This window comes from Candidatus Methylobacter oryzae, from assembly GCF_003994235.2.
GTDB classification, from domain to species: domain Bacteria; phylum Pseudomonadota; class Gammaproteobacteria; order Methylococcales; family Methylomonadaceae; genus Methylobacter_A; species Methylobacter_A oryzae.
Genome location: NZ_RYFG02000114.1, coordinates 81,542 through 99,591, shown reverse-complemented (window position 1 = coordinate 99,591; position 18,050 = coordinate 81,542). Strand labels below are relative to the sequence as shown.

The window sequence follows — 18,050 nt, the reverse complement described above, 5'->3', positions numbered from 1 at the left end:
TGGTGCACTTGTGCTTTGGCGTTTTGAAAACGCGTCAGCCTTATCAACCTGATTATGTGCCTCAGCGTTGACTTTTAAGACGGTATCTACGACAATAATTTTCACGACGCAATCGCATCCATATCGGATCGCTCGAAAAAACGATGCATAGCAATAGCGGCAATGAAGTTTTCGGCAAATTCGTCATCGACGGCTTGAGAAGACGACGTAATAACGCCCGGTCCCTTAAACGCGCCATGCTCAAGGCCTGCCGAACGCGCCGCTTTCTCTAGCAACAACGTGCCATCGTTGTTGGCGGCTATGGCTTTGCCGTGTTTGTAGGCTTCTTTAACGAACATGACCGCATCGGCATCGGCGCACAAGTTTTCCGAACTTTGCTGTCCTCCCGGAATAAAGACCGCGTCGAACATCACCGATCCTACCGTCGGCAGGCTGCGGTTCACTTTGATGAACTCATGTTTGCGGCTTTTGATTTCGCCCAGCCGCGGAGCGATCAATTTTACCGTCGCGCCTTTAGCCGCCAAGGCCTTGGATACGGTATCGATTGACGCTTCGTCGACACCGTCCGCGATCAATACGGCAACTTTACGGCCGATAATCGAATCCTTGCGGGTGTCGGACATGCTCAGCGACGGATCTATATCGAGCTGATCGTCGGATAGAACGCTTTTAGCGCCGCCGGCAGGTGGAGGAACAGCCATTCCCAAACCTTCGGCAACCCGGTAGGCAAGAAACTTGTCGATCTGCGTCAGCATCGAGACCACGCGCTCGCGCACCGCATCAACCTCGACTTTGCCTAATTCAAAGCAGAATGCGGAAACAATATGGTCTTTTTCCCGGGCTGACTGGCTGCGCCAGAATAGTGCCGCTTGCGAGAAATGGTCGGCAAAACTATTGCTGCGCACGCGTATTTTTTCGCCTTCCAACGCTTGCGGATAACTGGCGAAGCCGCCGTATTCCTCGGGCTGCTGCATCGGATAGCCGCTGCCCAGCGAGTTGGGTTCATAGCTCACCCGGCCTTTGACGATAGTCTGGCGCATATGGCCGTCGCGCTGGTTATTGTCCACCGAGGCGATAGGGCAATTGATCGGTATTTCGTGAAAATTAGGGCTGCCCAAACGCGATAGCTGCGTGTCGGTATAGGAAAACAGCCTGCCCTGCAATAAAGGATCGTTGCTGAAATCAATGCCCGGCACGATGTTGCCGGGGTGGAACGCAACCTGCTCGGTTTCGGCAAAAAAATTATCCGGATTGCGATTCAAGGTCAGCTTGCCGACGATTTGCACCGGCACCATTAATTCCGGAATCAGTTTGGTCGCATCGAGCAAGTCGAAGTCGAACTGGCCCTCATCCTCTTCCGTCACTATCTGTACGCCGAGTTCCCATTCGGGATATTGGCCGCGATTGATGCTTTCCCATAAATCGCGGCGGTGAAAGTCCGGATCTTTACCGGCCAGCTTGACGGCTTCGTCCCAAACCAGGGAATGCACGCCGAGCACCGGTTTCCAGTGGAATTTGACGAAACTCGACTCGCCCAAGTCGTTAATAAATCGAAAAGTATGCACGCCAAAGCCTTCCATCATCGCATAGCTTCTGGGAATGGCGCGGTCCGACATCAGCCACATGATCATGTGCGCCGACTCCGGCATCAGCGAAATGAAGTCCCAAAACGTATCGTGCGCCGACGAGGCTTGCGGGATTTCATGGTGCGGTTCCGGTTTGATCGCATGCACTAAATCGGGAAATTTAACCGCATCCTGGATAAAGAACACCGGAATATTGTTGCCGACCAGGTCGAAATTGCCTTCGTCGGTATAAAACTTAACCGCGAATCCGCGCACGTCGCGGGCGGTATCGGCTGAGCCGCGAGAGCCGACGACGGTCGAAAAACGCACGAATACAGGCGTCTTGGTGCCCGGATCCTGTAGGAAATCGGCCTTCGTGTACCGGCTCATCGACTCGTACACTTCGAACACGCCGTGCGCGCCGGAACCGCGCGCATGCACGACGCGTTCGGGAATGCGCTCATGGTCGAAATGCATGATTTTTTCGCGCAGGATATGATCTTCCAGCAGCGTTGGGCCGCGCGCGCCGCCGCGCAAGGAATTCTGGTTATCGCTGATCAGCAGGCCCTGATTAGTGGTCAGAATTTCGCCCGGTTCCTGGGCAAGCACTGCCGCGCTTTGTTCGGAACGGTTAGCGTCGGCGGGCGAAGGTTCAAGGCCGGTGGTGGCCGGTTTGTCGTCGTTAGGCGTAGCCATGGAAATTCTCCTTCGCGTATTGAATGTGGCGGTTGTTCAGTTCAAGTGCAAGCGGGCAATGAGAAAGAGTCGCTCACGCGACGGATTATTTGAATCGGGGTCTCGCCCCCGAGGGCGAGATATTTTCCGCTACGAAAACCCTCCTTGGTTTTCGCCCTGCGGGCCATTCTCGGCAAAAACTCCGGTGCTCGGCGGCAGACGGGATTAAATTTCTACCATCGGCAAGTTTCGATCACGTTTTGCTTTAAGTATTGCTGTAAGCTACAAGTGCTCATTGCTGCGAAGAATTGATGACCGATCCTGATTAAACCCGCTAAGACCGGGCAGCGCGAAGCTCTGCTTTGCGCTCGGATAGCCGGGCGCCAAGTTTCATCATGTCCAAGCCGGTGGATTTGGCTTTCGGAAATATCTCATTCTGTTCTTCTTTGACATGGTGCTTCACGTATTCGTGCATCACCTTGACTTTGGCGTCGAACATCTCATCGTCCGGCTCCATGCCCTCAAGCTGGGATGCGAGGGATTTCAAGGTCGCATGCTCGATCCTGGCTTCCGGAATTAACTCTTTGTCTTTCATCGCCTGCTTGACTGCCGGATAAAAGATTTCCTCTTCGATCTGGGCATGCACGGTCAATTCCTTGCAGATTTGATTGGCGATTTGTTTTTTCTTCGCATTCGAATAGGCGGCTTCATATTCGTCAAACAGGTCGCTGACCAACTGGTGGTCGGTCTTTAATAATACTGTCGCGTCTTGAGTCTTGGCTGACTTCCTTGCTTTACTGGTTGCGGTTGCCATTCTATTGTCTCCAGTTTATGTCCGGTGGGGTTAGCGATTAGCGCATGAACAACGCGATCAGAATAATGATAGGAATCGGAACTCCAAGTAGATATAAAAGTATTGAACGCATTGCTTTTCTCCTTTGTAAGGATGAGGTTGCAGTTACAGATCGCGCAGCCGGCCGCCGAACGTCGCCGCGTAGCTGGCCGTGAAAGCGCCGATAAGCAGGGCGATGAAATACCACAACGATGCGTAGACGGATGTTTTGCGCGCCGAGTCGGCCGCTTCCTTGACGGTTTTTTCCGCTCCAAGCATCTTGCCCTGTATTTGGATATAGGTCTCGGCGACGCGTTTTTCCGCATCCTGTTGTGCCAGGCCGGTGCGTTGCGCAACAATTTGACCGGCATAGCGGACATCTTGCGGAGGCAATGGGCCGTTATGTAATGAGTTCATAAAGATGCGGCTGATTTCCGCTGCGGATTCGGCGGGCGTCTGCTCTTGGATACTGCTTGGCGCCATTGTAGGGACGGCGTTGATGTCTGTCCTGAATAACGAGTCGATGTAGTATTTCAGCGGTTCTTTGTTGTTGTACTGGGCCATCTCGGCTCCGGCCGCCGTTGCGGCGCTGTCCGCCGTGTCTGCAACGGCCTTGCCGCCGGCCTGAAAGCCGCTGCTGACAATCGAACCGATCGCGGAAGTGAGCAGGGCGGCTGTCAACAGCGCCGAGATCGCCCAGGCCAGGAAGCCGTGCGCGGTATCGCGGAAATAGACCTCGTCGGCGTCGGTCGCAATCCACTTTGTTCGGAGCCTGCCGGCAATATAACCGCCCATTGCCGAGGCCAGCAGCTGGGTGAGGGTCAGCCACAGAATAGCACCGACGCCGAGGGTTGTCGCACTGACGCCGCTGTATGTCCAGGGAGACACCGAGGACATGCCCAGGCCTGTTCCGAGCATCGTAAGAATCAGCGCCAACGCGGCGGCGCCGACGGCTCCGGCGAAGATAGCCCCCCACGATACCGCGCTTGCCTGGGAGGATAAAACTGTTTCCGGCTGGACGCCCTGAACCGCGCGTCTACGGCCCAATTCGTCGGAGGCGCGTCTGCGGGTAAATGCGTCGGATTCTGAAAGATTTGGCACATTCATGATAATTCTCCTTTGAATGAAATTCGGGAAATTATGGTATTGGGCCTTGGCCTGTATCTGTTCGATATCGCACATAGAGGAGAATAAATTGCCGTTTCGGCGCAGGGTATTTCATTGAGAAAAGAGAACACGGATCACACGGATGCGACGGATTGATACGGATTTTTACAGGGTCGGCTTAAGTCGTTTCTCTAAAATTTTCCGGTATTTTGGAGTGCAAGCTTCGCCTCGGCAATTGCTCCTGCATTGCGCTACCTCCTGCATCCATGCAGTCGTAAAGCGCCTACTATTGGTGTTTGCAAAGCAGGCGGAGCCTGCACTCCGGCTTTAAACACGAGTTGGATGCTTATATTCAGTTACTTATCCGTGCTAATCCGTCGCATCCGTGCGATCCGTGTTCTATCTTCCAGACTACCTGAAGCCGTTGCGGCTTAGCGGTAACTGAACATGCGGTTCAGCACTAAACCGATCATTGCCGCGATACCTATCGATGCCATCGGATGATCGCTGACATAGTTACGGCCGCGCTTCATTAATTTGCGCTGGGCCTTCAGCATTTGCTCGCCTTTTTCACTCATTGCTTTTGAGGTCTGGGCGGATATATCGGAGACTCTTCCGGCGGCTTCCTGGGCATAACCGGATGCTTTTTCGATTGTGTTCATAATCGTTTCCTCTCTGTTTAAGCCGCATGCGGTTCGCGGCGTTCGGGGTTGACAGGATGGGACGGTTTTAACGACCGTTGAGTAAGCGCCCCAGTACAAAACCGGCCGCCAGCACAATCGCTAGCGATGTTATAGGATTGTCGCGGATATAAGCGCGGCAGTCTTTCAGCAATTTTTGCTCGGCATCTAACCATTGCTCGCCTTTCTCGTTTAGCGCTTTTGCGGCATAGTGCGTTGCATCGGCGACCTTATCGGCAGCGTCATGCGCATAATCGGCTGCTTTTTCTAGCGTATCCATGACGGCCTCCTCTCTAACGCTCTCTTAACAGATGACTCAATAAAAAGCCGGCCGCTATCGCCATGGCCACCGATGCGACAGGGTGATAGCTGACATAATTGCAGCATTGCTTCATCATTTTCTGTTCGGCACTTAGCAATTGCTCGCCTTTTTCGCCCAGCGCTTTTGCGGCTTGGCTTGTTGCGCCGGCAATTCTCTCGCCGGCTTCCTGGGCGTAATCGGATGCATTTTCTATGGTGTTCATGACGATCTCCTCTCTATTTGAGTCCCGCACGCGATTGACGGCGTACGGATGGGTGACGGTTAATGATGATGAGCGGCTCGACAGCCGTTCATCAGCCGGCTTAATAGAAAACCTGCGGCGACTGCGATGCCTACCGCCCTGATCGGTTTATCGCGGATATATTCGCGGTAATCCTCTACCAGTTGTTCCTCGGCAGTTTTGAGTTGTTCGCCTTTTTCGCCAATCACTTCCGCAGTCTGGTAACCCACATTCGTCATCTTATCGACGGCTTTATGGGCGGTGTGCGATACCTTGTCTACGGTTTCTTTGATATTTCTTTCTGCGTTTCTGGGGGCGTTAATATTTTCTTCGCTATTTGGGGTTTCCATGATGGTCTCCTGTGTTTGTTGATAATGGTTGATAGCTGCGGGATTAAGTACGATCAAGGATAAGCGCCGGCGCATCCAACGTAAGGTACACTGCCATTTAGTTAAGACTTGTTCCGTTCGCCCTGAGCTTGTCGAAGGGCTCACCACGAAATGGCAGTGGCCGCAAGGAGGGCGGCAGTTATTAACACGTTATGCAGCCGATCAAATTTAGACTGCAAAGGTGTCGTTAACGCGACGTTTTATTTGGATCGGGGTCTCGCCCCCGAAGGCGAGTTACTTTATTTTGCTCCGCCTCGGCAACTGTTCCTGCGCTGCTACGAAAAACCTCCATGGTTTTCGCCCTGCGGGCCAGCCGATGGCTGTTCAAATTTGCTCCAGGCAAATTTGTCATTTTCGACGGAGGTGCTCGGCGCGGCAAACGGGACTTAATCTATGCCTTCGGCACTGACTTTATTCTCGTTCCACGCGTCGCGTGAGAACGAGAGCAAAATCTACGATTAATAGCTTTTCGTGCCTTTCGTGGACGGGTGTAACATCAGTTTAAACACTGACATCGCTTTCAGCGGTTGAGGAAATATCCTCCGCATGGGCTTGTTCGAAAATGTCTTTCGCTCTTGAAATATCGTCGGAATTTTCCGCATGAACTGAAATCAAAGCGCTGCCGCCATGAATTTTGCCTTCATAGCGCTTGGCCTCGTATTCCGGAATGCCCAGTCCGATCAGCGCGCCGGCCAAACCGCCGGCTGCGGCGCCGACGGCCGCGCCGCTCAATGCGGCCATGATCGGACCCGCGGCAATGAAGGGGCCGACGCCCGGAATAGCGAGGCTGCCGATACCTGCCAGCCAGCCCAGCACGGCACCGATGCTGATGCCGGCTACGCCTCCTATCGTCGCTCCTTCCGGCGCTTTGGTGTGTTTTTCATGGGCGAAGTCTTTGGTGCTGGTCTTGTCGGCAAACAGCACGGAAATGTCGTTATTCGAAAAACCGGCCGTTTTTAACCGGCTGACAATATCTTCCGCTTGTTCCATATCGGGGGCGATACAAAAAACAGCTCTGTTCATGGCTCATCTCCGGTTTGCGATTAAGGCGTTTTAGGTTCGAGTTGGTTATCAACTTGCTTCACGCCTTTTATTTTTTTGGCGATTGATTCAAGTTTGGTTTTTTCCGCGGTGTTTTCGACCGGGCCGCGCAGGGTCACTACGCCGGCACGGCTAATGATTTTGGCGTTATGCGCATCGGTCGATAGCGATTTTTGTTTCACAATAGCCTTGCGTATCGTTTTGGTAATGTGGAGATCTTGACGGGATTCCGGTTGATTTTCAGGCGTGAGGGTCTTGTCGTCGCGATCGCGAACGTTGCGTTCGGTATCTTCGGCTCCCGTATTCGCCGCGAGCGGCGCCGGGATGATGTGTTGTTCGGCCCTGACGCTGCCGCTTGCCAGCCCCAACCCGGCCGTCAAAATAAAAGTGAATAATCCTAATAGCTTCGATAGGGCGAACTTCTTGCCGATGTTATTACCTAAAGTTTGCATGATGGTCTCCTTTGCGAAAATGTTAAATGTGGGTATCGGTATTTTCGGCAAACGGTAAAGCCGTTTTTGCCAATGGAATGCCTCTGCCACGCGGTTTTGCCCACGGCGTGATTGCGACGGACGAAAAGGGGGAATGAGCGCCGGTTTTGTGAATGCGGGACAAACTTGCGCTATTCCTAACTCGATGTTTTGTCATGACAAATCTCCTGTCCAGGATGACAGTTGATGCCGTTATCGCGTTCGGGCTGTTCATCCGTGATGAATACGGAGAACCTTGACGCTGTAGCCTTATCGATTAGCGTGACGCGAATAAATAAAAATGCTGTGATAACGACTTGGCAACGAGCTTATCGGTAAAATCAAGCTCGGTCGGTACGGTGTCGCACACTGATTGACAAAATCCGGCAGCCGGCTGGATGTTGCGCATGCCGAGCATAAAAAGCGTTGTCCACGAAAGGCGCGAAAAGCACGAAAATAGGTAACTACTCAGAATAGAACACGAATGGTACGGATAAAGCTGAGTTGAGCCGCTTGCCTGCTCAAACGAAACTGGGTATAGGGCTGGTTTACACGGATTTGCGTGCTGGTTCCCAAGCTCCAGCTGGGGAACCAGCGTAAGCTGCGGATTGTTCTTCGGGCCTCTTTTTTTCGTGTCTTTCGTGGACGATAAATATATGAACGATGGATGCGCTACGCTTATCCGTCTTACGACGTTTCGTAGACTAAGATTTTTTCGAGAGTCATTTTGTCTAAAATCAATTTCGAAAAAAGCCTTTTTGTGCCCGATAGTCGACTGTTGTCCAGTATCGGGCACAAAAAGCACGGCCGTGACCCTATGGTAGCTAGCGCCAATTTCCCGGGCGCCAAGGCCAAAACCGCAGTTTCCCCATCGCTACAAATACGTTTACCGGCCACCTGCTTTAGTGGTGGGTTTGCTGACCTTGTTGTTCAGCGGAGCGGCCGGTTTCATAGAAAGATTGGATCTCATCCTTCCAGGTCTGGTCTGCCATATCGGGCCAGTGGTCTTTGTCGAATCCCGGCGCATTCTCAAGTCGCGCTTTGTCTACGTTCAATATGAAGCGTTTGTTTTCGGTATCGAGCTTTAATGCGTCCCAGGGCACAGCGAACAGTCGTTCGCCCATGCCGAGGAAACCGCCGAAAGACAGCACCGCATAAGCCACTTGGCCGTTGGTCATATCCAACATGATTTCCTTTATGTCTCCCAAATCTTCCTCTTTTTCGTTGTAAACGTCATTTCCCATCAGCGTGTTGGCGCCCATCAGCCGGGGACCGGGCCCTTCGCTTTCGCCGGCATGACGTTTGTACATCCCGTAGGTATCGCGTTCTTCAAAGTTCATATCTATCTCCTGTCAAAAATAATGAGGGATGGGCTGTTACGATCGTTTTGTCATCGACAGCCCGGTTACCAGTGCATGAATGAGGGTTTTCTCGCTCATAAAGAAACAATACGCTTGAAGCGGCATAGCGTCGGTACGCTAAAGCACATAGATTAGGACAATGTAAGATCATCGCAGATAAACCGGCGAATTAACCGGATTTGCTATAAATCATTATCCTGCATTGACCCTATCGCAACCCGCCTGGGACAACCAGCCCGAAACCGGCCCGGCATCTTGTCTATTGCCGGAGGGATCGAAGTAATAAAGATGATTGTTCTGCGAGGAAACGGCCAGGTAAGTGCGAGTCGCCGAATAGAAACGGTAACTGTAAACCGGTCCGACAATAGTGGAGGAGCCGGCTGGAGCAAAAAGACCCGAGAAGATGCTTTCAGCCCAATTAAACAGGCATTCGGTTGAGGACTGGCTGTCTTGCGCCTCGATACGTCCGTAAAGGCCGTTCTGCTCATTGTTGGGACCGGCGGAAAAGAAGAGCGTGTTGACCGGTTGATTCGCAAAGCCGTTGCCGAAAGCCAATCCCCACAAGCCGTCGATCTTTACCGGGTTGCCGTTGGCACTGGTCAGCTGGCCGGCAAATTGCCCGGTGGCTGGATCGTAGGCGTTAATAAAGCCGTCGCCGAAGTTGCCGATCAGAAGATGGTTGCCAAACTTGCCAAAACCCGCGGGCGCCAACGCCATCCCCCACGGTGCATTCAGCCTGCCTTGCGATACGACGCGCTTGATCAGTTTGCCGCTGGGGTCGAATACATTTACAAAGCCAAGGCCGTTGCCTTTGACATCGTCCTCCTTGTTATCGTCTTGCTTTGCATAGGAGACATAAAGATTGCCGCCAATGGCTTGTATGCCGAACGGTGCGAAGCCGGCGGGAATATTGGGATCGGTAAACGCGCCTGTTGTCAGCGTCACCGGCTTGAACGCACTATCGAAGACATCGACCTTGTTGTTATGGAAGTCGGTCGCGTAAAGCAGGTTGCCGGTACCGTTCGCGCTTAGGGCTAGGCCTTTGTATATTGCGCCGCTCGAAGCCGAGTTGTCGACGACTATAATTGCGTGAGTCTGGTCTACAGTCGGCGCCCAGCCGGCGATGGCGCCCTCTTCGGTCGCGAAAATGAAGCGGCTGGAGGCGGACGTGCCGCCTGTTGCGGAAACTGTAAATTCAGTCGAGCCGTTGAATACAATGCCGGTGGGATGTCCACCGTTAGGCGCTCCCGGCGACGGGATTTGAACGATTAGGGAGTTTTGGGTGCCGGTACCGTTATACAACGTGGAAACTCCGGAGCCGTTATCGGCCACCCAGACCGGTCCGAAAGGATTGAATGCGATTCCCCACGGATTAACCAGATTGGCATCGGTAACGTCGGCGTTGCCGGAAAGGTTGGCTACCAGATTGTGCTGCTGATAAAAATTCCCTGCGGCATGAGCTTTCAATCCTGTAAAAGCCAGTATGACTAACAACAGTATGTAAAGACGGGGTGTGTCTGTTATAGGATGTTTTTTCATTTCCGCAGCTCCTTAAAGTGAATGAGAGCGGGGACACCGGTTGCAGAGAGTGATACCCCTTTCTCATATAGGGACGACTCGCTCGTTGCCATCCTGTCAGGTATCGGCCGTTAAATTAAGCGTATGCCGAAGTCCGGTCTGTGGCCGGGATAGACTAATCGAGCCCGCCTGGACGCCGGCTATTCGGGACTAGTGCTCAACAGGAATTGTTGGGTGTCGGCGCCTCAGTTAAAACCGTCGCCCCTCACTGGTTTGGCAAGGGGAGACGAACTCCCGGTTAAGGTGGAGTTATAAAGTGCTTTTTTAAGAGCGTTGTCTGTGCTCACCTGAGCTACTTCTTCTTGCGGCCTTCTCCGGATTCTTCTGAGGAGCCTTTGCCGTGAGAGGCGTGGCCTCCCTTTCGGCCGGCTTCTCTGGCTTCTTCCGGAGTAAATTCATGGGCCGTACCTTTTTGATGAGCGGCTTGGCCGCCTTTACGGCCGGCTTCCCTGGCTTCTTCCGGAGTAAACTCGTGAGCCGTGCCTTTTTGATGAGCAGCTTGACCGCCTTTATGACCGGCTTCCCTGGCTTCTTCTGAAGTAAATTCGTGGGCAGTGCCTTTTTCATGGGCGGCGCGCCCTCCTTTACTGGCAATTTCCCGTTGCTTGTCTTCATCCATTGAAGCGAAACCTCGATTTTTGGTGGAAGATTTTTCACCGCTATGGGACTGTTTTTGCTGTTCCATGATCATCACCTCAAACATTTCGATTTAAATATCAAATGAGTGCCTTCTGTGGAATTAGACAAAAAGCATGGCTTCTTTTGTATTTAAAGAAGTGATTCAAGAATATGACGAAAGAGCCGGTTATTTCTGTACGCAATCACACATAGATGGCAGGAAAAATGCATTTAAAATGCATATAATTGAGGCTTAATCTAACTTAAGTGGCATCAATAGGCAGATGCTAATGATCTTAAAGTGGGAGCTCGGCAATTGCTCCCTACAATCTTGCGGCATTTCCACCATCCTTGGCGGTCAATGCAGGAGCCGTTGCCGAGGAGCAAATAGCTGTCCTTGTAGTCGACGGATGATGCGGATGCAACGGATTGGCACGGATTTTTACAGGGCTGACTTCCTATCCGTGTCAATCCGTAAAAAAACCGTGGCGCCGTGTTCTCTTTGTTACTCGCCGGCAATATTCAAGCTTTGTCGATAGCTTTCCATTGACCGCTGCTTTCGTCTTTTTGATACTTTTTTTTGACCGCGCTCCACGCCACCCGATGCGCCCGTTCTTCTTCGTGGCCGTATTCATCCCAGGCATTGTTGAAAGCCGCCAGGTAAATTTCCTGCGCGTGTTTGGGTAAATGTTCGGTCACGTTTTGGGGCAAGTCGTTTATGTCTCGATAAGGCATGCTCCACCTCCAAGCGAATGGCAAGTTTTACAATCATAGTAGGCAATAAGCTTGCCGAAGTCCGTGCGCCCGGATACAGAAAAACAAAGTCGCTACTCGGTACGTTGTCGTACAGAAAAAATTTCGCTAAGCCAGTAATTTACTAACCAAAGTGGATTTTCCGAGGCAACAGTACATCGACCCAACCTGAATGAATGCGAAGCGGTAGTTCTTCGTATGATTGACTGATGTTACGTACGAACGGTGTTTTTCCCGTTTGCCGCACCGAGCACAGGACAAATTCGCGCAACGCTCAACGGAGCAACAGATTTCCAGCCTATGTCGAGATGAGTATAACGACGAGCGCAGCGCGTGGGAACGAGGTGAACTTATAAACTAGATAGCAACGATCCGTGTTAAATCCGCCTGATCCGTGTCATCCGTGTTCCATTTTTGAATAATGAAGGAGGCGTTATGGCCGATATAGAACATCCCAGCCCACCGAATCCGCGTCAACACCAGCAGCGGCAGCCGGGACTTGAAAAAGATATGAATCCCAGGCCTCAATTCCACGATCCTAATTACCAAGGTTCCGGCAAGCTTAACGGCAAAGTCGCCTTAATTACCGGCGGCGATTCCGGCATCGGCCGCGCCGTTGCAGTGGCTTTTGCAAAAGAAGGCGCCGATTCGGCGATTGTTTACCTCAATGAACATGAAGATGCGGAAGAAACCAGGCGCTTAGTGAATGAATACGGCCGCCAATGCCTGCCGATTGCCGGAGACATCGGCAACGAAGCGTTTTGCCGCGAAGCGGTTGAGCAAGCCGCCAGTGAATTAGGCCGATTGGATTGCCTTGTCAACAATGCGGCCGAACAGCATCCTCAAGAAAGTATTGAAGACATCAGCGCCGGGCAGCTGGAAAAGACCTTTCGCACCAATATCTTTGCGATGTTCTACTTGACTAAAGCCGCGCTGAGATACCTGCAAGCGGGCAGTACGATTATCAACACCGCGTCGGTCACGGCTTATAAAGGCAGTCCGAAATTACTCGATTATTCGTCCACCAAGGGCGCGATTGTCGGCTTTACCCGCTCCTTGTCCGTTGCGTTGGCCGAAAAAAAGATCAGGGTTAACGGCGTTGCTCCCGGGCCTATCTGGACACCGCTTATTCCGTCGACGTTTCCGCCCGGAAAAGTTGAGGCTTTCGGCGGCGACGTGCCGATGAAGCGGCCGGGCCAGCCCGAAGAAGTCGCCAATTGCTATGTTTTTTTAGCCTCGGACGATGCCTCTTATATCTCAGGACAGATCCTCCATCCGAATGGAGGCACCGTAGTCAACGGTTAGCCGCCGAAAAAACCGATGAGATGAATGCACGTTATGCCGTCCGATATGAATAGCACTATAAAACATGACGACGCGGACAGGTTTAGCTCGTCAAGGCGCGGTTTTTTGAAGCTGCTAGGATATGGCTCCCTGTTGACGCTGGGCGGGTCAGCGGTCGCGAAGGCCGAAGCCGGCACAATCCTTTCGAGCAAAACGCTTGCCTTGCAACATGTCCATACCGGCGAAAGACTAAAGTTAACGTATTTCGAACAAGGGCATTATATTGACGAGGCGCTGCAGGAAATCAGTTACCTGCTGCGCGATTATCATACCGACGATGTGCATCCGATCGATCCGGCTTTGCTGGACCAGCTGTATGACCTGAAATTGATGCTCAGAATCAACCAGCCGTTCTATTTGTCTTCAGGTTACCGTTCTCCAGGCACGAATGCCGCATTACGCCATATGTGCCGGTGCACCGCAAGACACAGCCTGCACATGCAAGGCCGGGCCGTCGATTTTCATGTGAAAGGCGTCGCGACGCGAAAGCTCAGGAACGCCGCATTAGCGATGCGCCGCGGCGGAGTCGGTTATTACAAACGTGCCGATTTTATACACTTGGATACGGGGGATTTCAGGTCCTGGTAGCGTTGATTTTTAAATATGCGTAATTTATGAAATCGGACATACCGGTTTTGAATCTGAGATAACTGTTCAAGACTGACAGGCCCGATTCAAATCCGTCGTGATTGGAAATTAGCCTATTCCTTTGTTAACGCATACAGATAATAAAAAACCAGCGTCCGCGAAAAGCACGAAAATACTAGACAGACCTTCCAGGTTTTCAAAACCTGGAAGGTCTAACCGGCAACGTTCCGGACAGGAAGGACATTTAATAAAGAAATAAAGAACCGGATAGACACTGCCGGCGAAAAATCGACGGCTGATATTTTTTCGCGTCTTTCGTGGACAATGCGCAACATCGCTAACTAACGAAGAAATGCTCCGGAAAGCGCTTGATCAGATATGAAAAAAATGAAGCGTAGTTATTTCGGCTTGTTTACGCTTGCTGTTTCCCTTCATTGCCTTACGAGAAATTAAGCGGCAAAATAAGAGCAATATTATTTATCGATAAGCTCTTAATAGACAAACGCAAACATAACGTAGGGTAAGTGGATCATGAAAAAATTAGCACTTTTATTTATAGGATTGTTTTTGGTAAATGTCACTGCTTTTGCCGATGATCATCATATTGACGTAGCGCTGGAACATGCGACAGCAGCTACAATTTACGGCAAGAACGGACATACCTCTGTTTTACTCGAACATGCAAAAATTGCGTTGGAACATGTGCTTGCCGCTTCCTTAAAAGCGCAAGGCGTGTCGAAAAGCCATTTGGAATCGGCGGCCGAGGATCTGGAAGAAGCTATTTCCCAGAGCGAGTCGGGCCATGTAGGTACCGCTACCAGACATGCGCGAGCAGCTGTAGGACATATTAAAAACAGCGAAAAATAATATTATTACTTTGCATTGTCAAAACGATAAAAAGATTTATCAGCTTATCCTAATAAGCGATCTATTTGTTTGCTGAGATATTCCGGAGCAAAGCCATTTACGAATGAACATGGTCGGCCAAAGGTTTTCGCAACATCAGCGCGGCGATCGTGATCAACAGGCAAACACCGCCCGCCAGGGTAAAAGCCAGCGATTTTGAAACGCCCAAACGATCAGATGTCTTTTAATAAGCGGTCTTGGCCGGAGCTTTCGATTAGCTTCTTGAAATCGTTGACTGCATTCGAAAACAGTTGATCTTGATTCAGGCCCGGCAATTGATTTTGCCCGCACTGCTCCAATGCATTAATCACATAAGCGATAGTCAGCTTGTTGACATCGGCGGCCGGTTGATAGACTTCATATTCCTCACGGTTTTTCAGCTCAATAACGATCCGGCTCGCGATTAACATTAATAGAACCGATTGCACAATGGCGATCGGCATGGCCAGTTTTGCGGCTATTTGGGCGGCTGTTAACGGATTATTCAAAGGAATGAAATTCTTGACGATCAAATGAATCACTTGCAGCGCAATGATTTTTTTCAGCGAAAAACTCAAGTTGGAGAAGTCGCTATCCTCTTGGTAATTCTCAAAGTTCTGGGTGAAAAACGCTATCTCGCAACCGAATAAGGTAATCATCCAGCCGACTTGCAGCCAAACAACAAACAGCGGCAATGCCGCAAAGCTGCCGTAAATGGCGTTATAGGACGATACGCCGATCTGCAAACTCAAATAAGCCCATTGCGTCAGCGTATACATGATAGCGGTGACAAGACCGGCGATGATGCCGGCTTGGTAATTGATTTTACGGTTGGGCATGAAAATAAATATAAAAGCAAATAACCCGGTCATCAGTAGCAAAGGTAATAAGCTGAGTGCCCTGATAACGAACCATTCGCCAATAGCAGGCAGGTAAAGAATATTGACCAGCCAAGTCAGCTGCGTTTTAAGAAAGACCGTAATACTGCCGGAAACGATTAATACAATAGGGGCTAATAACATCAGCGATAAATAATCGCTGAATTTACGGCTTAACGATCTGTCTTGAGAGACTTTCCAAATGTAGTTAAACGATTGTTCTATGTCGCTAATCACATTAATAATGGTCCAAAACAGGATGACGATACCGGTCCCGGCGACAACCTCGCCTTGTGCGTTATCGAGCAGGTTTTGCGCAAAACCGATTAATTTCAATACCATCGTTTCCTGGTTTGGAATTTGTTCGAGCAAGCGTTGCTTCAGCATTTTTTCAAGACCGAAACCTTTGGCGATACCGAACAGCATCGCGATGACAGGCACTATCGATAACAAGGTATAAAGCGTTAATGCGGAGGCCCTAAGCGAGCATAAATCCCGGGAGAAGCCTTGGGCGGACAGGACGAGTATTTTCAGCGATTTAATGGCTTTTTCTTTAAACGGCGGCAGTTTGTCGTCGCGTAAACCCCATATATATTTCTTAATAGAATTGCTTATATTGAGTTCCACAGCCTGATCCTATGCCATCAAAGTGTTGTTTGGAAGCCATTCTACTGAGTTGACGTTGGAAGAGAAACAGGCCGATAGACAGACCTTCCAGGTTTTGAAAACCTGGAAGGTCTAATTCAGCGCGACGGCCAGTTTTACTTGGCAGCCTTAACGGCGATTGACGGGACGACGCGCCAGATGCTGTTGCCGACATCGTCTGCGACCAGCAACGCGGCTTTTTTGTCCAGCGCGACGCCGACCGGACGCCCGAACGCATTGCCGTCGGCGCTGACGAAGCCGGTCAACACGTTGATCGGCTCGCCGAAAGGTCGGCTGCCTTTGAATGGAACAAAGACGACTTGATAGCCGCTGCGCGGTTTGCGATTCCACGAACCGTGCTGGCCGACAAAAACACCGTTATTGAAAGGCGCCGGCCAGACATTATTTTTTGAAAAAACCAAACCGAGACAGGCGGTATGCGCTCCGAGAGCATAATCCGGCACTTTTGCCGAAGCCACCAGATCGGGGCGCTGCGGCTGCACACGCTCGTCCAGGTGTTGTCCGTAATAACTATAGGGCCAGCCGAAGAAGCTGTTGTCGGGCACCGAAGTCAGGTAATCGGGAACTAGGTCGCCGCCGAGTTCGTCGCGCTCGTTGATGACCGTCCAAAGCGCTCCGCTATTCGGTTCCCAGGCGAGGCCGTTGGGATTGCGCAGGCCGCTCGCGTAAATACGGTGAGTGCCGAGTTTCGGGTCGACTTCCCAGATAGCGGCGCGGCCGGTTTCGTTATCGATGCCGTTTTCGGCAACGTTACTGTTCGAGCCGACCGTGACGTACAGCCGCGATCCGTCCGGGCTGGCGATAACGTTCTTGGTCCAGTGATGATTGATCGGGCCTCCCGGCAGGTCCACGACTTTGGTTCCGGGCCCGGTAATCCGCGTTTCGCCGTCGCGATAAGGAAATTTCACCAACGCATCGGTATTGGCGACATAAAAATCGTTGCCGACCAGCGTCATGCCGAACGGCGAATTCAATCCTTCAATAAACGTTGTCCGCGTTTCCGCTACGCCGTCGCCATCGCTATCGCGCAGCAACGTGATGCGATTAGCGCTGGGCACGCTTGCACCGACATCCTTCATGACCTGCTTCATGAACCAGCCTTTCATGCCTTTACTATCCTCGGGCTTTGGCGGTGCATTCGTTTCTGCGACCAATACGTCGCCGTTCGGCAGCACGTAAAGCCAGCGCGGGTGATCGAGTCCGGCCGCAAAAGCATTGACGTTGATGCCCGGTGCGGCCATCGGCTTTCTGTTTTCAGGCCAGCCTACAGCCGGAGCAATGTTTACGGTCGGAATCCAGGTCGGGTTCGGAGGCGGCAACTGGGGATGAGGTCCAACGCCCGCTGTTACCGGCAATTGTGCGACGTCGCCGCAGGAGGCCAGAGCCATCGCGATGACAGTGAATAACAGTGAGCGTTGCGATTTCATCGGTATGGAGTCCTGCACCCGCTTAATGCTGAGTGCCGGAGGCCATTTGTCGGCAACTTTCCGCACAGTTTTGACAGGCTTGCACGCATTCGTCCATACCGCCGATCTGACGGCAATCCGCGGCGCAGGCTTCGCAGATTTCGGCGCAGACCGCGCAAGTGCGCATATGAAAGCGGGAATTGCTTAGCATGAAGTTGGCAGACGTTTGGCAGATTTCGGCGCAGTTCATCATCAGGCGGAAATGTTCCGGTTCAACATGCTTGCCGCCGGTATTCAGGCAGTAATTCATTGCCGTTTGCAGGCAAACTTGATGGCAATTCATGCAATCTTCTATGCAAGATTGCATCGAATGCTGCATCGCGTGTATGGATTGCTCAGGGCGCATTGATGTTTCGGTATGAGTTTGCTGAGTCATGAGATTCTCCTAAAGCAGGAAAAGTGACAGTTAAAAAACCTCGGCCCCGCATCAAGCTGGGCAGCGAGACTGGGGTCGTATTAAGACCTTGGTTCGTACTTTAACTGCAAAAGCGGCGATGGGTCGGTACGGTATCGCACAGATAGGCGGAATAAGGTTTATAGCTTGTACAAGCTTATGTGGGCTTGCGTACCGATCGAGTTTGGTAAATGCGATGAAATCGAGTTTATTCAACC

At 51.5% G+C, this 18,050-nt stretch carries 20 protein-coding genes; 3 read left to right on the top strand and 17 right to left on the bottom strand.

Annotated features, from left to right (window positions below; genetic code table 11):
* Nucleotides 1–101: 101 nt before the first annotated feature.
* The 14 genes from EKO24_RS23430 to EKO24_RS17710 all read right to left on the bottom strand — a co-directional run bounded on the left by EKO24_RS23430 (nucleotide 102) and on the right by EKO24_RS17710 (nucleotide 11,593).
* Nucleotides 102–2,261 carry a catalase gene (locus tag EKO24_RS23430; protein WP_127027728.1) on the bottom strand — a complete coding sequence of 720 codons (2,160 nt, stop codon included), beginning with the start codon at nucleotides 2,259–2,261 and terminating at the stop codon, nucleotides 102–104.
* A gap of 313 nt (nucleotides 2,262–2,574) precedes the next feature.
* Complete coding sequence (locus tag EKO24_RS17765; protein ID WP_127027729.1) at nucleotides 2,575–3,054, bottom strand: hemerythrin domain-containing protein; 480 nt, start codon at nucleotides 3,052–3,054, stop codon at nucleotides 2,575–2,577.
* Between the two features lie 144 nt (nucleotides 3,055–3,198).
* A complete protein-coding gene (locus EKO24_RS17760; RefSeq protein WP_241674628.1) occupies nucleotides 3,199–4,173 on the bottom strand; it encodes a hypothetical protein in 975 nt (324 codons plus the stop codon).
* A gap of 437 nt (nucleotides 4,174–4,610) precedes the next feature.
* Complete coding sequence (locus EKO24_RS17755) at nucleotides 4,611–4,841, bottom strand: DUF883 domain-containing protein (protein ID WP_127027730.1); 231 nt, start codon at nucleotides 4,839–4,841, stop codon at nucleotides 4,611–4,613.
* Nucleotides 4,842–4,908: 67 nt separating this feature from the next.
* Nucleotides 4,909–5,139 carry a DUF883 C-terminal domain-containing protein gene (locus EKO24_RS17750; RefSeq protein WP_127027731.1) on the bottom strand — a complete coding sequence of 77 codons (231 nt, stop codon included), beginning with the start codon at nucleotides 5,137–5,139 and terminating at the stop codon, nucleotides 4,909–4,911.
* Between the two features lie 13 nt (nucleotides 5,140–5,152).
* Nucleotides 5,153–5,383, bottom strand: coding sequence for a DUF883 domain-containing protein (locus EKO24_RS17745; protein ID WP_127027732.1), 231 nt, complete (start codon nucleotides 5,381–5,383; stop codon nucleotides 5,153–5,155).
* A 59-nt stretch (nucleotides 5,384–5,442) separates the two neighbouring features.
* Nucleotides 5,443–5,751: a DUF883 C-terminal domain-containing protein gene (locus EKO24_RS23500; protein ID WP_338324020.1), complete on the bottom strand. Its 309-nt coding sequence runs from the start codon at nucleotides 5,749–5,751 to the stop codon at nucleotides 5,443–5,445.
* A gap of 540 nt (nucleotides 5,752–6,291) precedes the next feature.
* Nucleotides 6,292–6,813, bottom strand: a complete 522-nt coding sequence (locus EKO24_RS17735) for a hypothetical protein (protein ID WP_127027733.1) — start codon at nucleotides 6,811–6,813, stop codon at nucleotides 6,292–6,294.
* 20 nt (nucleotides 6,814–6,833) lie between these two features.
* Nucleotides 6,834–7,283 carry a BON domain-containing protein gene (locus EKO24_RS17730; RefSeq protein WP_127027734.1) on the bottom strand — a complete coding sequence of 150 codons (450 nt, stop codon included), beginning with the start codon at nucleotides 7,281–7,283 and terminating at the stop codon, nucleotides 6,834–6,836.
* Nucleotides 7,284–7,305: 22 nt separating this feature from the next.
* Nucleotides 7,306–7,479, bottom strand: a complete 174-nt coding sequence (locus EKO24_RS22435) for a hypothetical protein (protein ID WP_154671602.1) — start codon at nucleotides 7,477–7,479, stop codon at nucleotides 7,306–7,308.
* Between the two features lie 724 nt (nucleotides 7,480–8,203).
* A complete protein-coding gene (locus EKO24_RS17725) occupies nucleotides 8,204–8,641 on the bottom strand; it encodes a PRC-barrel domain-containing protein (RefSeq protein ID WP_127027735.1) in 438 nt (145 codons plus the stop codon).
* 213 nt (nucleotides 8,642–8,854) lie between these two features.
* Nucleotides 8,855–10,201 (bottom strand): TIGR03118 family protein, encoded by a 1,347-nt coding sequence (locus tag EKO24_RS17720; RefSeq protein WP_127027736.1) that lies wholly within the window; start codon nucleotides 10,199–10,201, stop codon nucleotides 8,855–8,857.
* 331 nt (nucleotides 10,202–10,532) lie between these two features.
* Nucleotides 10,533–10,925, bottom strand: coding sequence for a KGG domain-containing protein (locus EKO24_RS23670; protein WP_127027737.1), 393 nt, complete (start codon nucleotides 10,923–10,925; stop codon nucleotides 10,533–10,535).
* A 455-nt stretch (nucleotides 10,926–11,380) separates the two neighbouring features.
* Nucleotides 11,381–11,593 (bottom strand): ChaB family protein, encoded by a 213-nt coding sequence (locus tag EKO24_RS17710; RefSeq protein ID WP_127027738.1) that lies wholly within the window; start codon nucleotides 11,591–11,593, stop codon nucleotides 11,381–11,383.
* Nucleotides 11,594–12,046: 453 nt separating this feature from the next.
* On the opposite strand from EKO24_RS17710, the gene EKO24_RS17705 reads away from it, so the two are divergent.
* The 3 genes from EKO24_RS17705 (at nucleotide 12,047) to smbP (ending at nucleotide 14,410) form a co-directional block, all read left to right on the top strand.
* Nucleotides 12,047–12,916: an SDR family oxidoreductase gene (locus EKO24_RS17705; protein WP_127027739.1), complete on the top strand. Its 870-nt coding sequence runs from the start codon at nucleotides 12,047–12,049 to the stop codon at nucleotides 12,914–12,916.
* 45 nt (nucleotides 12,917–12,961) lie between these two features.
* Nucleotides 12,962–13,543: a YcbK family protein gene (locus tag EKO24_RS17700; protein ID WP_127027740.1), complete on the top strand. Its 582-nt coding sequence runs from the start codon at nucleotides 12,962–12,964 to the stop codon at nucleotides 13,541–13,543.
* A gap of 531 nt (nucleotides 13,544–14,074) precedes the next feature.
* Complete coding sequence (smbP, locus tag EKO24_RS17695; RefSeq protein ID WP_127027741.1) at nucleotides 14,075–14,410, top strand: small metal-binding protein SmbP; 336 nt, start codon at nucleotides 14,075–14,077, stop codon at nucleotides 14,408–14,410.
* Between the two features lie 212 nt (nucleotides 14,411–14,622).
* On the opposite strand, the gene EKO24_RS17690 is transcribed toward smbP, so the two are convergent.
* The 3 genes from EKO24_RS17690 to EKO24_RS17680 form a co-directional block, all read right to left on the bottom strand.
* Nucleotides 14,623–15,933 (bottom strand): YihY/virulence factor BrkB family protein, encoded by a 1,311-nt coding sequence (locus EKO24_RS17690; protein ID WP_127027742.1) that lies wholly within the window; start codon nucleotides 15,931–15,933, stop codon nucleotides 14,623–14,625.
* Between the two features lie 134 nt (nucleotides 15,934–16,067).
* Nucleotides 16,068–17,465 carry a PQQ-dependent sugar dehydrogenase gene (locus tag EKO24_RS17685; protein ID WP_241674626.1) on the bottom strand — a complete coding sequence of 466 codons (1,398 nt, stop codon included), beginning with the start codon at nucleotides 17,463–17,465 and terminating at the stop codon, nucleotides 16,068–16,070.
* Nucleotides 17,422–17,814: a four-helix bundle copper-binding protein gene (locus EKO24_RS17680; RefSeq protein WP_241674622.1), complete on the bottom strand. Its 393-nt coding sequence runs from the start codon at nucleotides 17,812–17,814 to the stop codon at nucleotides 17,422–17,424. Before EKO24_RS17680 ends, EKO24_RS17685 begins: the two co-directional genes overlap by 44 nt.
* Nucleotides 17,815–18,050: the final 236 nt, after the last annotated feature.

Bases quoted from the DNA above. Each gene is read 5' to 3' on its own strand.
- EKO24_RS17710 (WP_127027738.1), bottom strand. From the start codon at position 11,593: ATGCCTTATCGAGACATAAACGACTTGCCCCAAAACGTGACCGAACAT.
- EKO24_RS17755 (WP_127027730.1), bottom strand. From the start codon at position 4,841: ATGAACACAATCGAAAAAGCATCCGGTTATGCCCAGGAAGCCGCCGGA.
- EKO24_RS17765 (WP_127027729.1), bottom strand. From the start codon at position 3,054: ATGGCAACCGCAACCAGTAAAGCAAGGAAGTCAGCCAAGACTCAAGAC.
- EKO24_RS23670 (WP_127027737.1), bottom strand. From the start codon at position 10,925: ATGGAACAGCAAAAACAGTCCCATAGCGGTGAAAAATCTTCCACCAAA.
- EKO24_RS17750 (WP_127027731.1), bottom strand. From the start codon at position 5,139: ATGGATACGCTAGAAAAAGCAGCCGATTATGCGCATGACGCTGCCGAT.
- EKO24_RS17735 (WP_127027733.1), bottom strand. From the start codon at position 6,813: ATGAACAGAGCTGTTTTTTGTATCGCCCCCGATATGGAACAAGCGGAA.
- EKO24_RS17730 (WP_127027734.1), bottom strand. From the start codon at position 7,283: ATGCAAACTTTAGGTAATAACATCGGCAAGAAGTTCGCCCTATCGAAG.
- EKO24_RS17720 (WP_127027736.1), bottom strand. From the start codon at position 10,201: ATGAAAAAACATCCTATAACAGACACACCCCGTCTTTACATACTGTTG.
- EKO24_RS23430 (WP_127027728.1), bottom strand. From the start codon at position 2,261: ATGGCTACGCCTAACGACGACAAACCGGCCACCACCGGCCTTGAACCT.
- EKO24_RS17725 (WP_127027735.1), bottom strand. From the start codon at position 8,641: ATGAACTTTGAAGAACGCGATACCTACGGGATGTACAAACGTCATGCC.
- EKO24_RS17705 (WP_127027739.1), top strand. From the start codon at position 12,047: ATGGCCGATATAGAACATCCCAGCCCACCGAATCCGCGTCAACACCAG.
- EKO24_RS17680 (WP_241674622.1), bottom strand. From the start codon at position 17,814: ATGACTCAGCAAACTCATACCGAAACATCAATGCGCCCTGAGCAATCC.
- smbP (WP_127027741.1), top strand. From the start codon at position 14,075: ATGAAAAAATTAGCACTTTTATTTATAGGATTGTTTTTGGTAAATGTC.
- EKO24_RS22435 (WP_154671602.1), bottom strand. From the start codon at position 7,479: ATGACAAAACATCGAGTTAGGAATAGCGCAAGTTTGTCCCGCATTCAC.
- EKO24_RS23500 (WP_338324020.1), bottom strand. From the start codon at position 5,751: ATGGAAACCCCAAATAGCGAAGAAAATATTAACGCCCCCAGAAACGCA.
- EKO24_RS17745 (WP_127027732.1), bottom strand. From the start codon at position 5,383: ATGAACACCATAGAAAATGCATCCGATTACGCCCAGGAAGCCGGCGAG.
- EKO24_RS17700 (WP_127027740.1), top strand. From the start codon at position 12,962: ATGAATAGCACTATAAAACATGACGACGCGGACAGGTTTAGCTCGTCA.